The organism is Streptomyces sp. NPDC006326 (assembly GCF_040612915.1).
Classification (GTDB): Bacteria; Actinomycetota; Actinomycetes; order Streptomycetales; family Streptomycetaceae; genus Streptomyces.
Genome location: NZ_JBEXRC010000020.1, coordinates 111974 through 125555 on the forward strand (window position 1 = coordinate 111974; position 13582 = coordinate 125555).

At 70.7% G+C, this 13582-nt stretch carries 13 protein-coding genes; 7 read left to right on the top strand and 6 right to left on the bottom strand.

What is annotated here, in order from left to right; translation table 11 throughout:
* Positions 1 to 9 precede the first annotated feature (9 nt).
* On the top strand, positions 10 to 1053 hold the full coding sequence (locus tag ABZ128_RS17820) for a zinc-dependent alcohol dehydrogenase family protein (protein ID WP_356849342.1): 1044 nt from the start codon (positions 10 to 12) through the stop codon (positions 1051 to 1053).
* A gap of 61 nt (positions 1054 to 1114) precedes the next feature.
* Here ABZ128_RS17820 and ABZ128_RS17825 read toward each other — a convergent pair whose 3' ends face one another.
* A complete protein-coding gene (locus tag ABZ128_RS17825) occupies positions 1115 to 2656 on the bottom strand; it encodes a S8 family serine peptidase (protein ID WP_356849343.1) in 1542 nt (513 codons plus the stop codon).
* A 259-nt stretch (positions 2657 to 2915) separates the two neighbouring features.
* Between ABZ128_RS17825 and ABZ128_RS17830 the strand changes: the two genes are divergently transcribed.
* The 3 genes from ABZ128_RS17830 to moaA all read left to right on the top strand — a co-directional run bounded on the left by ABZ128_RS17830 (position 2916) and on the right by moaA (position 6107).
* The gene (locus ABZ128_RS17830; protein ID WP_356849344.1) at positions 2916 to 3281 is read left to right on the top strand and encodes a DUF485 domain-containing protein; all 366 of its coding nucleotides are present in this window, start codon (positions 2916 to 2918) and stop codon (positions 3279 to 3281) included.
* Complete coding sequence (locus tag ABZ128_RS17835) at positions 3278 to 4939, top strand: cation acetate symporter (protein ID WP_356849345.1); 1662 nt, start codon at positions 3278 to 3280, stop codon at positions 4937 to 4939. The genes ABZ128_RS17830 and ABZ128_RS17835 overlap by 4 nt, the downstream gene beginning before the upstream one ends.
* A gap of 178 nt (positions 4940 to 5117) precedes the next feature.
* Entirely contained in the window at positions 5118 to 6107 is a 990-nt protein-coding gene (gene moaA, locus ABZ128_RS17840; protein ID WP_356849347.1) for a GTP 3',8-cyclase MoaA, read from the top strand.
* A 64-nt stretch (positions 6108 to 6171) separates the two neighbouring features.
* On the opposite strand, the gene ABZ128_RS17845 is transcribed toward moaA, so the two are convergent.
* Together ABZ128_RS17845 and ABZ128_RS17850 are read right to left on the bottom strand one after the other, a co-directional pair.
* Positions 6172 to 6438, bottom strand: a complete 267-nt coding sequence (locus ABZ128_RS17845; protein WP_356849349.1) for a hypothetical protein — start codon at positions 6436 to 6438, stop codon at positions 6172 to 6174.
* Positions 6439 to 6594: 156 nt separating this feature from the next.
* Positions 6595 to 6927 carry a DUF3099 domain-containing protein gene (locus tag ABZ128_RS17850; protein WP_356849350.1) on the bottom strand — a complete coding sequence of 111 codons (333 nt, stop codon included), beginning with the start codon at positions 6925 to 6927 and terminating at the stop codon, positions 6595 to 6597.
* 178 nt (positions 6928 to 7105) lie between these two features.
* On the opposite strand from ABZ128_RS17850, the gene ABZ128_RS17855 reads away from it, so the two are divergent.
* On the top strand, positions 7106 to 7387 hold the full coding sequence (locus ABZ128_RS17855) for a GlsB/YeaQ/YmgE family stress response membrane protein (RefSeq protein WP_356849351.1): 282 nt from the start codon (positions 7106 to 7108) through the stop codon (positions 7385 to 7387).
* A gap of 143 nt (positions 7388 to 7530) precedes the next feature.
* On the opposite strand, the gene tyrS is transcribed toward ABZ128_RS17855, so the two are convergent.
* From tyrS to ABZ128_RS17870, 3 genes are all read right to left on the bottom strand, one after another.
* A complete protein-coding gene (gene tyrS / locus ABZ128_RS17860) occupies positions 7531 to 8796 on the bottom strand; it encodes a tyrosine--tRNA ligase (protein ID WP_356849352.1) in 1266 nt (421 codons plus the stop codon).
* Between the two features lie 51 nt (positions 8797 to 8847).
* Positions 8848 to 10236 carry a metallopeptidase TldD-related protein gene (locus ABZ128_RS17865; protein WP_356849353.1) on the bottom strand — a complete coding sequence of 463 codons (1389 nt, stop codon included), beginning with the start codon at positions 10234 to 10236 and terminating at the stop codon, positions 8848 to 8850.
* Between the two features lie 88 nt (positions 10237 to 10324).
* Positions 10325 to 11848, bottom strand: coding sequence for a TldD/PmbA family protein (locus ABZ128_RS17870; RefSeq protein WP_356849355.1), 1524 nt, complete (start codon positions 11846 to 11848; stop codon positions 10325 to 10327).
* A gap of 185 nt (positions 11849 to 12033) precedes the next feature.
* On the opposite strand from ABZ128_RS17870, the gene fabG reads away from it, so the two are divergent.
* Together fabG and fabI are read left to right on the top strand one after the other, a co-directional pair.
* Positions 12034 to 12753, top strand: a complete 720-nt coding sequence (gene fabG / locus ABZ128_RS17875) for a 3-oxoacyl-[acyl-carrier-protein] reductase (protein ID WP_356849356.1) — start codon at positions 12034 to 12036, stop codon at positions 12751 to 12753.
* A 5-nt stretch (positions 12754 to 12758) separates the two neighbouring features.
* Positions 12759 to 13529 (top strand): enoyl-ACP reductase FabI, encoded by a 771-nt coding sequence (gene fabI / locus ABZ128_RS17880; RefSeq protein ID WP_356849357.1) that lies wholly within the window; start codon positions 12759 to 12761, stop codon positions 13527 to 13529.
* Positions 13530 to 13582 lie beyond the last annotated feature (53 nt).

Here is a 13582-nt window from a genome sequence, read left to right on the forward strand (position 1 = left end):
TGCACCACCATGCGCGCCACCGTCATCCACGCCCCGCACGACATCCGCGTGGAGGAGGTGCCCGACGCTGCGATCCAGCGACCCGAGGACGCCGTCGTCCGCGTCCTGCGTGCCTGCATCTGCGGCAGCGACCTGTGGGCCTACCGCGGCGAGGCCGAGCGGCAGCCCGGCCAGCGCATCGGCCACGAGTTCCTCGGCGTGGTCGAGGAGACCGGCTCCGCGGTGTCCGGGCTGCGCGCCGGCGACCTGGTCGTCGCGCCCTTCATGTGGTCCGACGGCACCTGCGACTACTGCTCCGAGGGCCTCTACACCTCCTGCGTGCACGGCGGCTTCTGGGGCTCGGTCGGCCACGACGGCGGCCAGGGCGAGGCCGTCCGCGTCCCGCACGCCGACGGCACCCTCGTGAAGCTGCCCGCCGAGGCCGTCTCCGACGACCACCTGCTGACCGGCCTGCTCGCCCTCTCCGACGTGATGGGCACCGGCCACCACGCGGCCCTCGGCGCCGGGGTGCGCAAGGGCGCCACCGTGGCCGTCGTCGGCGACGGCGCGGTCGGCCTCTGCGGCGTCCTCGCCGCCAAGCGGCTCGGCGCCGAGCGGATCATCGCGCTGGGCCGGCACTCCGCCCGTACGGACATCGCCAAGCTGTTCGGGGCCACCGACGTCGTCGCCGAGCGCGGGGAGGCCGCCGAGGCGGCCGTCCGCGAGCTCACCGCCGGCCAGGGCGCCCACGCGGTCATCGAGGCCGTCGGCACCGAGCAGTCCATGCGGACCGCCGTGAACATCACCCGCGACGGCGGGGCCATCGGCTACGTCGGCGTCCCGCACGGCAGCGGCACCGGGCTCGACCTCGGAGTGATGTTCGACCGCAACATCACCCTGCGCGGCGGGGTGGCCCCCGTACGCGCCTACATCCCGGAGCTGCTGGAGGACGTGCTGAGCGGGGCGATCGACCCGGCGCCCGTCTTCGACCGCGCCGTGACCCTGGACGAGACCCCGGACGGCTACCGCGCGATGGACGACCGCAGCGCGCTGAAGGTGCTCATCAAGCCGTAGCGGCCGGAAGGCCGAAAGGGCCGGGCGGGGAGACCCCGCCCGGCCCTTTCGCGTACCGGTGTTACTTCACGGCCTTCAGCGCGTCGACCACGCCGTAGCCGTAGTAGCCCGTCTGGCCCCACTTGCTCTCGCAGGTGGTGGCGTCGATCAGGGTGCCCGTGGCGTCGTAGACCTTCTCCGGGCAGGCCGCCTTGGTGGCCTGCGCCTTCAGCATGGCCTGGAGCTGCGAGGGCGTCGCCGTCGGGTGCGCGCTCTTGAGCAGGGCCGCGACGCCCGCCACGTGCGGACCCGCCATCGAGGTGCCCTGCTTGTAGCCGTAGCCGCCGCCCGGCAGGGTGGACAGCACGCGGCCGTTGGCGTCCGGGGTGGCCGGGACCTGCCACTTGTCGCCGCCGGGGGCCGCCACGTCCACGACGCCGAGGCCGTAGCTGGAGTAGTACGACTTGAAGCCCTTGTCGCCGGTCGCGCTGACCGAGACCACACCGGGCAGCTGCGTCGGCAGGTCCAGGCAGACGTGCGGGTCGACGGTGCGCGGGACGGGGGTCGCGTCGTCGGGGCTGGTGTCGTCGGTGATCGAGTTCGAGGACAGGTCCCAGTTCTCGTTGCCGGCCGATGCCACGTTGAGCACGCCCTTGCGCTCGGCGTACTTGCTCGCCCGGCCGAGGGCCTCCACCAGCGCCTTCTGGTCGTCATCCGTCTTGCAGTTGAAGTACCAGGGGTCGACGTAGTAGCTGTTGTTGGTCACCTCGATCCCCTTCTCGGCGGCGAACATGAAGCCGCAGACGACCGCCTCGGTGTAGAAGAGGCTGGTCCCGGGCTCGCTCACCTTGATCGCCGCGACCTTGGCGCCGGGCGCGACACCGCTGATGCCGATGCCGTTGCGGGCGGCGGCAATGGTGCCGGCCACGTGGGTGCCGTGGTCGCTGCCGTCGGCGTACGGGCGCCACGCGCCCTCGGTGGTGTCCGCGACGCCGCCGACGCAGTTGGCCGACTGCTCCTTGGAGAAGTTCGCCGCGAGGTCGGGGTGGGTGTCGTCGACACCCGTGTCGATGACGCCCACCGTGACGTCCGGGCTGCCATCGTTGATCTTGTGTGCCTCGTCGGCCTTGATAGCCCGCAGGTCCCACTGGTTGGGTTCGAGCGGCTCCTGACCCGCCTCGGCCGTCGCGGCCGCCTTGGCGGCGTCCGTCGCGCTCAGCTTCTGCGTGGTGCCCTCCTCGGTGGTCTGCACCGTCTTGAGGGGGGCCGTACGGGTGGCGCCGACCGAGACGAACAGGCCGCGCTGGGCGCGCAGCTGCTTGGCGAAGTCCGGGTTCTGGGAGTGGGCGACGACGACCCCGATCTGCTCATAGGACGTCACCACCGTTCCGCCGGCCCGCTCGATGGCCTTCTTGGCCGCCTGCACCGTGGCGTACGTGTTCAGGTTCGCCACGTACGACAGCTTGGGGCCTGAGGTGTCGGGCTTCGCTGCGGCTGCCGCACCCGCCGTGTTGCCGAGCGGGGCGGCGGAGGCCGCGACCGAGGGCAGGAAGGCGAGCGAGGCGGTGAGCGCCAGGCCGACCGGTACGGCTATACGCCGGCGGCCAGGTCCCAGATGAGCCATGGGTTCTCCACATCATCCGTGAAAAAGCCGTCCGCGCGGGGTCGCGCAGGACGACGGGTTCATGACACGCGAACCTAGTGCCGCCGTTCGTGTTTGCGCCATCAGTTCGAGAAATCAGTTCTCAAAGAATCACCGGGCGTTGAACCGTCCTGGCGCGCCGGCCGTGCCGTTGACAGGGGGTATCAGCGCCACCGTCCCCCACACGGAGGTTGTTTTGTCCGTCGTCCCCACCGCATCCGCGTCACAAGGAGAGCCCCCCGTGACCACCGAAGCAGCGCCGCCACCGGGCGGCACGGGCGCGCCCGCGGCGAGCCCCACGGCCGAAGAGTTCACCGTCGTCCAGCAGAGCGCCGAGTTCGCCGAACTGCGCCGGGCCCACCGGTCCTTCGCGTTCCCGCTCACCGTGGCCTTCATCGCCTGGTACCTGCTGTACGTCCTGCTGTCCAACTACGCCGGCGGCTTCATGGGGACCAAGCTGTTCGGCAACATCAACGTCGCCCTCGTGCTCGGCCTCGCCCAGTTCGGCACGACCTTCCTGATCGCCTGGCTGTACTCCCGGCACGCCGCCGAGAAGCTCGACCCCCGGGCGGCGGCCATCAAGGCGCGGATGGAGGCCGGCGAATGAGCACCACCCTGCACGGCGCCCTGCACACCGCCCACGCCCTGCCCGTCACGACGGCCGCCGCGGGCGGCGCCGGCGAGCACCGGGGGCTGATCATCACCCTCTTCGGGCTGTTCGTCGTCGCCACCCTCGTCATCACCGTCTGGGCCGGCCGCCAGACCAAGGACGCCGCCGACTTCTACGCCGGGGGCCGCCAGTTCACCGGCTTCCAGAACGGCCTGGCCATCTCCGGCGACTACATGTCCGCCGCGTCCTTCCTCGGCATCGCCGGAGCCATCGCGCTCTTCGGCTACGACGGCTTCCTGTACTCCATCGGCTTCCTGGTGGCCTGGCTGGTGGCCCTGCTGCTCGTCGCCGAACCGCTGCGCAACTCCGGCCGCTACACCATGGGCGACGTCCTCGCCTTCCGGATGCGCCAGCGGCCGGTGCGCACCGCCGCCGGGGTCTCGACCATCGTCGTCTCGATCTTCTACCTGCTCGCCCAGATGGCCGGCGCCGGCGTACTCGTCTCGCTGCTGCTGGGCATCACCAGCGACGGCGGCAAGGTCGCCGTCGTCGCGCTGGTCGGCGTGCTGATGATCGTCTACGTGACCATCGGCGGGATGAAGGGCACCACCTGGGTCCAGATGGTCAAGGCCGTCCTGCTCATCGCGGGCGCCCTGCTGATCACCTTCCTGGTGCTGCTGAAGTTCCACTTCAACATCTCCGATCTGCTCGGCAAGGCCGCCGAGAACAGCGGTCAGGGCGCCAAGTTCCTGGAACCCGGCCTCAAGTACGGCAAGGACCCGACGACGAAGCTGGACTTCGTCTCGCTCGGCATCGCCCTGGTCCTGGGCACCGCCGGCCTGCCCCACATCCTGATCCGCTTCTACACCGTGCCCACGGCGAAGGCCGCCCGGAAGTCCGTCAACTGGGCCATCGGCATCATCGGCGCCTTCTACCTGATGACCATCGCCCTCGGCTTCGGCGCCGCCGCCCTGCTCAAGCGGACCGACATCATCGCGTCCAACAAGGCCGGCAACACCGCCGCCCCGCTGGTCGCCCAGGAGCTCGGCGGCGGCGCCGGCTCCACCGGCGGCGCGGTCCTGCTCGCCGTGATCTCGGCGGTGGCCTTCGCCACGATCCTCGCCGTGGTCGCCGGGCTCACCCTCGCCTCCTCCTCGTCCTTCGCGCACGACCTGTACGTGAACGTGATCCGCAAGGGCAACGCCACCGAGAAGGAGGAGGTCCGCGCCGCCCGCTGGTCCACCGTCGTCATCGGCGCCGTCGCCATCGGCCTCGGCGCCCTCGCCCGCGACCTCAACGTCGCCGGCCTGGTCGCGCTCGCCTTCGCGGTCGCCGCCTCCGCCAACCTGCCGACGATCCTCTACAGCCTCTTCTGGAAGCGCTTCACCACCCGGGGCGCACTGTGGTCGATCTACGGAGGACTCGTCTCCTCGGTGGTCCTGGTGCTCTTCTCCCCGGTGGTCTCGGGCAAGCCCACCTCGATGTTCAAGGACGCCGACTTCTACTGGTTCCCGCTGGAGAACCCCGGGATCATCTCCATCCCGCTCGGCTTCCTACTCGGCTGGCTCGGAACGCTCCTGTCCAAGGAGAAGGCCGACCCCGGGAAGTACGCGGAACTCGAAGTCCGGTCCCTGACGGGAACAGGAGCCCACTGACATACTCGGGGCACCGGGCGTGGCCGTGTCGTAGGTCCCTACGACACGGCCACGTCGCGTCTCGTTCATTCAGGCACCACTACAAGACACAGGCGTCGCGTAGGCTCGAATGCAGCGCACGCATGTCTCGTCCGAGCTGCGCGACCTCTACAGATCCGGACAGGGGAGGGGGCCCACAGTGCTTCTCGACACCTACGGCCGCGTGGCCACTGACCTGCGTGTCTCACTCACCGACCGGTGCAATCTGCGCTGTACGTACTGCATGCCCGAGGAGGGTCTGCAGTGGCTCGGCAAGTCCGACCTGTTGACCGACGAGGAGATCGTCCGGCTGATCCGCATCGCGGTTACCCAGCTGGGGATCACCGAGGTCCGCTTCACCGGCGGGGAACCGCTGCTGCGCCCCGGCCTGGTCGGGATCGTCGAGCAGTGCGCGGCCCTGGAACCGCGCCCGAAGATGTCGCTGACCACCAACGGGATCGGCCTCAAGCGGACCGCCCAGGCCCTGAAGGCCGCCGGCCTGGACCGGGTAAACGTTTCACTGGACACCCTGCGCCCCGAGGTCTTCAAGACCCTCACCCGGCGTGACCGCCACCACGACGTCCTGGACGGCATGGCCGCCGCCCGCGAGGCCGGCCTGACCCCCGTCAAGGTCAACGCGGTCCTGATGCCCGGCCTCAACGACGACGAGGCCCCCGACCTGCTCGCCTGGGCCGTGGAGAACGAGTACGAGCTCCGCTTCATCGAGCAGATGCCGCTCGACGCCCAGCACGGCTGGAAGCGCGACGGCATGATCACCGCGGGTGACATCCTCGCTTCGCTGCGTACCCGCTTCACCCTCACCGAGGAGGGGGCCGAGGAGCGCGGCTCCGCCCCGGCCGAGCGCTGGATCGTCGACGGCGGCCCGGCCACCGTCGGCGTCATCGCCTCGGTCACCCGCCCGTTCTGCGGCGCCTGCGACCGTACGCGGCTCACCGCCGACGGGCAGATCCGCACCTGCCTGTTCGCCACCGAGGAATCGGACCTGCGCGGCGCGCTGCGCTCGGGCGCCCCCGACGAGGAGATCGCCCGCCTGTGGAAGGTGGCGATGTGGGGCAAGAAGGCCGGCTCCGGCCTCGACGACCCGTCCTTCCTGCAGCCCGACCGCCCCATGTCGGCGATCGGCGGCTGACCGCCCCGGCCGGCCCCGGAGACCCCACGGCGGGCGCCCCCCCCTCGCAGGGGCGCCGGGCCTCCTAGGTGCGTTCCGAGCCCTCGGGCTGCACCCACTCGTCGAGCTTCACCACGTCCTTGAGGAAACCGCGGACCCCCAGGAACCGGGAGAGGTGTTCGCGGTGCTCCTCGCACGCCAGCCACGTCTTGCGGCGCTCCGGCGTGTGCAGCTTCGGGTTGTTCCACGCCAGCACCCAGACGGCCGCATCGCGGCAGCCCTTGGCGGAACACGTGGGGACGTCGGAGGCGCCGGGCGCGTCGGGGAACAGGGGGAAGTCAGGGGAGTTCACGCCTCAACCCTACAAACCCGGTCCCGGGAAACGAACGGAAAGGCGACGCCGAGCAGCCACGGGGGGAGCTGCCCGGCGTCGGTCCGTCGCTCCGACGGGGGATGCGGAGCGCGTAGGCAGTATGTCACGCAGGACCCGGTGCGGTGCACCGGAACTTCATGATTGATCTGAGGTTTTCTTGAGGTTTCCGGAGTCCAGTGCCGGACGCACCGGAGACGCGATGAAGTTCGAGGGCAGCGAGGGGGTCGACTCGCGCCCCGCATTGGCGATGACCACGGCCACGTAGGGCAGCAGCCCGCCCGCGATCAGCGTCACGATCGCCACGTGGCGCTCCACGTTCCAGAGGATCACCGTCGCCAGGACCGACAGGGTCCTGATGGCCATCGAGATCACGTACCGGCGCTGCCGTCCCCGTACGTCCTCGTCCAGGCCCAGCCGCGCCCCGGTGATCCGGAAGACCTCGGTCCCGTTCCGCCTCTTCCGTTCCATGCTCCACCGCCCGCAATCCGCCTGCCGGACACTCGCGGTCCGGACCTCCCACCGTACGCCGCCACGCCGGCGGGCAGCAGAGGGGGTGTCCCCGAAGGGGGCCGTCCGACATGCGCCGTGTGCCGGGCGGGCCGACACTGGGCCCACATGCGCACGACGCGCCACGAGGAGGCTCGACATGCACTGGTTGTGGGCAATCATCGTCGGTTTCGTGCTGGGGCTGATAGCCCGGGCCGTCCTGCCGGGCAAGCAGCATCAGCCGATCTGGCTGACGGTGATCTTCGGCATGCTGGGTGCCATCCTCGGCAACGCCGTGGCCACCTGGATCGGTGTCCACGACACCAAGGGCATCGACTGGGTCCGGCACCTGCTGCAGCTTGCCGGAGCCGTCGTGATCGTGGCCCTCGGCGACATGGTCTACCTGGCGCTGCGCGGCGACCGCAGACGCCAGACGACCTGATACGGACCCGCGTCGGCGGCACGGCACAGGGGCCGGCCCGGTGCTCCGCCCGGCGGTGGCCGGAGGAGCGTTGCGAACCGGCCCCTGGGCCGTGCCGTCGTGATGTGCCGTCGTGACGTGGGTTTCGACCGGAGGTCTGCGGCTCAGCCGGTGACCTCGACCGCCGCCAGGTTCTTCTTGCCGCGGCGCAGCACGAGCCACCGCCCGTGCAGCAGGTCCTCCTTGGCCGGGACCGCGTCCTCGGCGGTGACCTTCACGTTGTTCACGTAGGCGCCGCCCTCCTTCACGGTCCGGCGTCCGGCCGACTTGCTCGCGACCAGACCGGTCTCCGCGAACAGGTCCACCACCTGGGCGAGCTCGCCGACCTGGGCGTGCGGCAGCTCGGACAGGGCCGCGGCCAGCGTGGCCTCGTCCAGGTCCGCCAGCTCGCCCTGGCCGAACAGCGCCTTCGACGCGGCGATCACGGCGGCGCACTGCTCGGCGCCGTGCACCAGCGTCGTCAGCTCCTCGGCCAGCGCCCGCTGCGCGGCACGCGCCTGCGGCCGCTCGGCCGTCTGCTGCTCCAGCTCCTCCAGCTCCTCGCGGGACTTGAAGGACAGGATCCGCATGTAGGTCGAGATGTCCCGGTCGTCCACGTTCAGCCAGAACTGGTAGAACGCGTACGGCGTGGTCATCTCGGGGTCGAGCCACACGGCCCCGCCCTCGGTCTTGCCGAACTTGGTGCCGTCCGCCTTGACCATCAGCGGGGTCGCCAGCGCGTGCACCTGCGCGTGCGGCTCCAGGCGGTGGATCAGGTCCAGCCCGGCCGTCAGGTTGCCCCACTGGTCCGAGCCGCCCTGCTGCAGGGTGCAGCCGTGGCGCCGGTACAGCTCCAGGAAGTCCATGCCCTGGAGCAGCTGGTAGCTGAACTCGGTGTAGCTGATGCCCTGGTCGGACTCCAGCCGCTTGGCGACCGAGTCCTTCGTCAGCATCTTGTTGACGCGGAAGTGCTTGCCGATGTCCCGCAGGAACTCGATGGCGGACATGCCCGCCGTCCAGTCCAGGTTGTTCACCATGACCGCGGCGTTCTCGCCCTCGAAGGACAGGAACGGCTCGATCTGGGTGCGCAGCCGCTGCACCCACTCCGCGATGGTCGCCGGGTCGTTCAGGGTCCGCTCGGCGGTCGGCCGCGGGTCACCGATCTGTCCGGTGGCCCCGCCGACCAGCGCGAGCGGCTTGTTCCCGGCGAGCTGGAGCCGGCGCATGGTGAGCACCTGCACCAGGTGACCCACGTGCAGCGAGGCCGCCGTCGGGTCGTAGCCGCAATAGAACGTGACAGGACCGTCCGCGAACGCCTTGCGCAGCGCTTCTTCGTCGGTGGACTGGGCGAACAGCCCGCGCCACTTCAGTTCGTCGACGATGTCCGTCACGGTCTCTCGACTCCTTCGCATGTCAGGTGTGCGGTCCTCAGTCTATGGGGGTCATACGCCCTTGCTGACCGAGCTCATGTTGAAGTCCGGGATCCGCAGCGCGGGCATCGCGGCCCTGGTGAACCAGTCGCTCCACTCGCGCGGCAGGGTCTTCTCGGTCCGCCCGGCCTCCGAGGCCCGCGACAGCAGGTCCACCGGCGACTCGTTGAACCGGAAGTTGTTCACCTCGCCGACGACCTCCCCGTTCTCCACCAGGTAGACGCCGTCCCGGGTCAGGCCGGTCAGCAGCAGGGTCGCCGGATCCACCTCGCGGATGTACCAGAGGCAGGTCAGCAGCAGGCCCCGCCCGGTGCCGGCCACCATCTCCTCCAGCGACTTGTCGCCGCCGCCGTCGAGGATCAGGTTCCCGAAGCCGGGGGAGAGCGGCAGCCCGGTCAGGCCCGCGGTGTGCCGGGTCGTGAGCAGCCGGGCCAGCTCACCCTCCCGGACCCAGTCGGTGGCCGGGACCGGCAGGCCGTTGTCGAACACCGACGCGTCGTCGCCCGAGCTGTGGGCGATCACGAACGGCGCGGTCTCCAGGCCCGGCGCGTTGGGGTCGCTGCGGAGGGTCAGCGGCAGCTCGGAGAGCTTCTCGCCGATACGGGTGCCGCCGCCGGGCTTGGAGAAGACCGTACGGCCCTCCACCGCGTCCCGGGCCGTCGACGACCACATCTGGTAGATCAGCAGGTCGGCCACCGCCGTCGGGGGCAGCAGCGTCTCGTAGCGTCCGGCGGGCAGGTCGAAGCGGCGCTCCGCCCAGCCCAGGCGGACGGCGAGCTCCGCGTCCAGCGCCGTCGGGTCCACGTCCTTGAAGTCCCGGGTGGAGCGGCCGGCCCAGGCCGAGCGCTGCCGGTCCGGGGACTTCGCGTTGAGCTCCAGCGTGCCGTTCGGCTGGTCGTGGCGCAGCCGCAGGCCGGTCGAGGTGCCGACGTACGTGGAGACCAGCTCGTGGTTGGCGAAGCCGTACAGCTCCCGCCCCCCGGCCCGGGCCCGGGCGAAGGCCTCCCCGAGGGCCGGGGCGAAGTCCGCGAACACCGCCGAGGAGGTCTCTGCGGGGGCGTCCGTGAAGTCGGGGGAGGCCGGGGTCCCGGTGACCAGGGGCTGGGCGTCCTCCGCCGGGCTCGCGTTCCGCGCGGCCGCCTCCGCGGCGCGGACCAGCGGCTCCAGGTCGTCCGCGGTGACGGCGGAGCGCGACACGACCCCCGAGGCCGTGCCCTCCTTGCCGTCGACCGTGGCGATGACCGTGAGGGTCCGGCCGCGGGTGACCCCGTTCGTGGTGAGCGCGTTGCCCGCCCAGCGCAGGTTCGCCGTCGACTCCTCGTCGGCGATGACGACGCAGCCGTCGGCGGTGGACAGCGCGAGGGCCTTCTCGACGATCTCGTGGGGCTTCGTACGGCTCATCGGCCGGCCTCCTGCGTGGTGTTCAGACTGTGTTGTCCCGGGGGGCAACCCCCGGACCCCCGGCAGATCCGGTGGCGACCGTGAACGCTCATCGGCCGGCCTCCTGCGTGGTGTTCAGGATGTTCACGTCACGGAACAGCGCGGACGGGCAGCCGTGCGAGACCGCCGCGACCTGTCCCGGCTGGGCCTTGCCGCAGTTGAAGGCGCCGCCGAGGACGTACGTCTGCGGCCCGCCGACCTTCTCCATCGAGCCCCAGAACTCGGTGGTGGTGGCCTGGTATGCGACGTCGCGCAGCTGCCCCGCCAGCCTGCCGTTCTCGATCCGGAAGAACCGCTGACCGGTGAACTGGAAGTTGTACCGCTGCATGTCGATGGACCAGGAGCGGTCGCCGACCACGTAGATCCCGCGCTCCACCCCGCCGATCAGGTCCTCGGTGGACAGCCCGCCCGGGTCGGGCCGGAGCGAGACGTTCGCCATCCGCTGCACGGGCACGTGCCCGGGGGAGTCGGCGAAGGCGCAGCCGTTGGAGCGGCCCAGGTCGGTGAGCCTGGCGATCCGCCGGTCCAGCTGGTAGCCGACCAGGGTGCCGTCCTTGACCAGGTCCCAGCTCTGCGCCTCGACGCCCTCGTCGTCGAAACCGACGGTGGCCAGGCCGTGCTCGGCCGTGCGGTCACCGGTCACGTTCATGATCGAGGAGCCGTACTTCAGCTTGCCGAGCTGGTCGAATGTGGCGAACGACGTGCCCGCGTACGCCGCCTCGTAGCCCAGCGCCCGGTCGAGCTCGGTGGCGTGGCCGATGGACTCGTGGATGGTGAGCCACAGGTTGGACGGGTCCACCACCAGGTCGTAGCGCCCGGCCTCCACGCTCGGCGCCCGCATCTTCTCGGCGAGCAGCCCCGGGATCTGCTCCAGCTCGGCGTCCCAGTCCCAGCCGGTGCCGGTCAGGTACTCCCAGCCGCGGCCGGTGGGCGGGGCGATCGTGCGCATCGAGTCGAACTCGCCGGTGGTGCCGTTCACGGCGACCGCGGTCAGCTGCGGGTGGATGCGCACCCGCTGCTGGGTGGTCGTGGTGCCCGCGGTGTCGGCGTAGAACTTGTTCTCGTGCACGGCGAGCAGCGAGGCGTCCACGTGCGCCACGCCCTCGGCGGCCAGCAGCCGGGAGCTCCAGTCGGCGAGCAGGGCCGCCTTCTCGGCGTCCGGCACGTCGAAGGGGTTCACGTCGTAGGCGGAGATCCAGGTCTTGTCCGCGTGCACCGGCTCGTCGGCGAGCTCGACGCGCTCGTCGGACCCGGCGGCCTTGATGACCTGGGCCGACAGCTTCGCCATGGCCACGGCCTGCGAGGCCACCCGGGCGGCGCCGTCCATGGTCAGGTCCACGCCGGAGGCGAAGCCCCAGCTGCCGCCGTGCACGACACGGACCGCGTACCCGAGGTCGGTGGTGTCGGAGCCGCCGGCGGGCTTGGCGTCGCGCAGCCGCCAGGAGGCGCTGCGGATACGCTCCAGCCTGAAGTCGGCATGGTCGGCGCCCAGCGCGCGGGCCCGGGCGAGCGCCGCGTCGGCGAGCGCCCGCAAGGGCAGCGCGGTGAAAGCCGCGTCGATGGAATGGGGCACGGAAGTCCTCCCGGGGTCGGGGCCGGTCGCCTCGATCATGACGCGCTCGGGGCGCTTGTGCCTACATCTTTCTGTAGGGACTCGACAGACCCCGTTGCAAGGCCCTGTCGGAGATCGATTCTCCGCACGGGGGGCGGTGCCTATAGGTTTTTGGTAATCAGACCGCTAGTCGAAAGGGTGATCCGTTGAGCCGCTCGGTTCTCGTCACCGGAGGAAACCGGGGCATCGGCCTCGCCATCGCCCGAGCCTTCGCCCAGGCCGGGGACAAGGTCGCGATCACGTACCGGTCGGGTGAGCCGCCGCAGGAGCTCACCTCGCTCGGCGTTCTGGCGGTCCGTTGCGACATCACCGACTCCGGGCAGGTGGAGCAGGCCTACAAGGAGATCGAGGACACCCACGGCGCGGTCGAGGTCCTGGTGGCCAACGCCGGCATCACCAAGGACACGCTGCTGATGCGCATGTCCGAGGAGGACTTCGCCTCGGTCCTGGACACCAACCTCACCGGCACCTTCCGGGTGGTCAAGCGCGCGAACCGCGGCATGCTCCGCGCCAAGAAGGGCCGCGTCGTCCTGATCTCCTCGGTCGTCGGGCTCATGGGCTCGGCGGGCCAGGCCAACTACGCCGCCTCCAAGGCCGCGCTGGTCGGCTTCGCCCGCTCGCTCGCCCGCGAGCTCGGCTCCCGCAACATCACCTTCAACGTGGTCGCCCCGGGCTTCGTGGACACCGACATGACGAAGGTGCTCACCGACGAGCAGCGCGCCGGCATCGTGGGCCAGGTGCCCCTGGGCCGCTACGCGCAGCCCGAGGAGATCGCGGCAGCCGTCAGCTTCCTGGCGTCCGACGACGCCGCGTACATCACCGGAGCCGTCATTCCCGTTGACGGCGGATTGGGCATGGGTCACTGATCACCATGAGCGGAATTCTCGACGGCAAGCGCATCCTCGTCACCGGGGTGCTGATGGAGTCGTCCATCGCCTTCCACACCGCGAAGCTGGCCCAGGAGCAGGGCGCCGAGGTCATCCTCACCGCGTGGCCGCGGCCGACGCTGACCGAGCGCATCGCCAAGAAGCTGCCCAAGCCGGTCAAGGTCATCGAGCTGGACGTCACCAACCAGGAGCACCTGGACCGCCTGGAGGGCCTCGTCCGCGACGAGCTCGGCGGCCTTGACGGCGTCGTCCACTCGATCGGCTTCGCCCCGCAGGACGCCCTCGGCGGCAACTTCCTCAACACCCCGTTCGAGTCGGTCGCCACCGCCATGCACGTCTCGGCGTTCTCGCTGAAGTCGCTGACCATGGCGTGCAAGCCGCTGTTCCCGGCGGAGGGCGCGGCCGTCGTCGGCCTCACCTTCGACGCGCAGTTCGCCTGGCCGCAGTACGACTGGATGGGCCCGGCCAAGGCCGCGCTGGAGGCCACCAGCCGCTACCTCGCCCGCGACCTGGGCAAGGAGAACATCCGCTGCAACCTGGTCTCGGCCGGTCCGCTCGGCTCCATGGCCGCCAAGTCCATCCCGGGCTTCGGCGAGCTGGCCGAGGTGTGGAACTCCCGCTCGATGCTGGAGTGGGACATGAGCGACCCGGAGCCCACGGGCCGCGGTGTCGTCGCCCTCCTGTCGGACTGGTTCCCGAAGACCACGGGCGAGATCATCCACGTGGACGGCGGTCTGCACGCCATGGGTGCCTGAGCATCGGCACGGCAGCCACGCAACGGCGGCGGCCGCGCCTCCCTTCCCGGGAG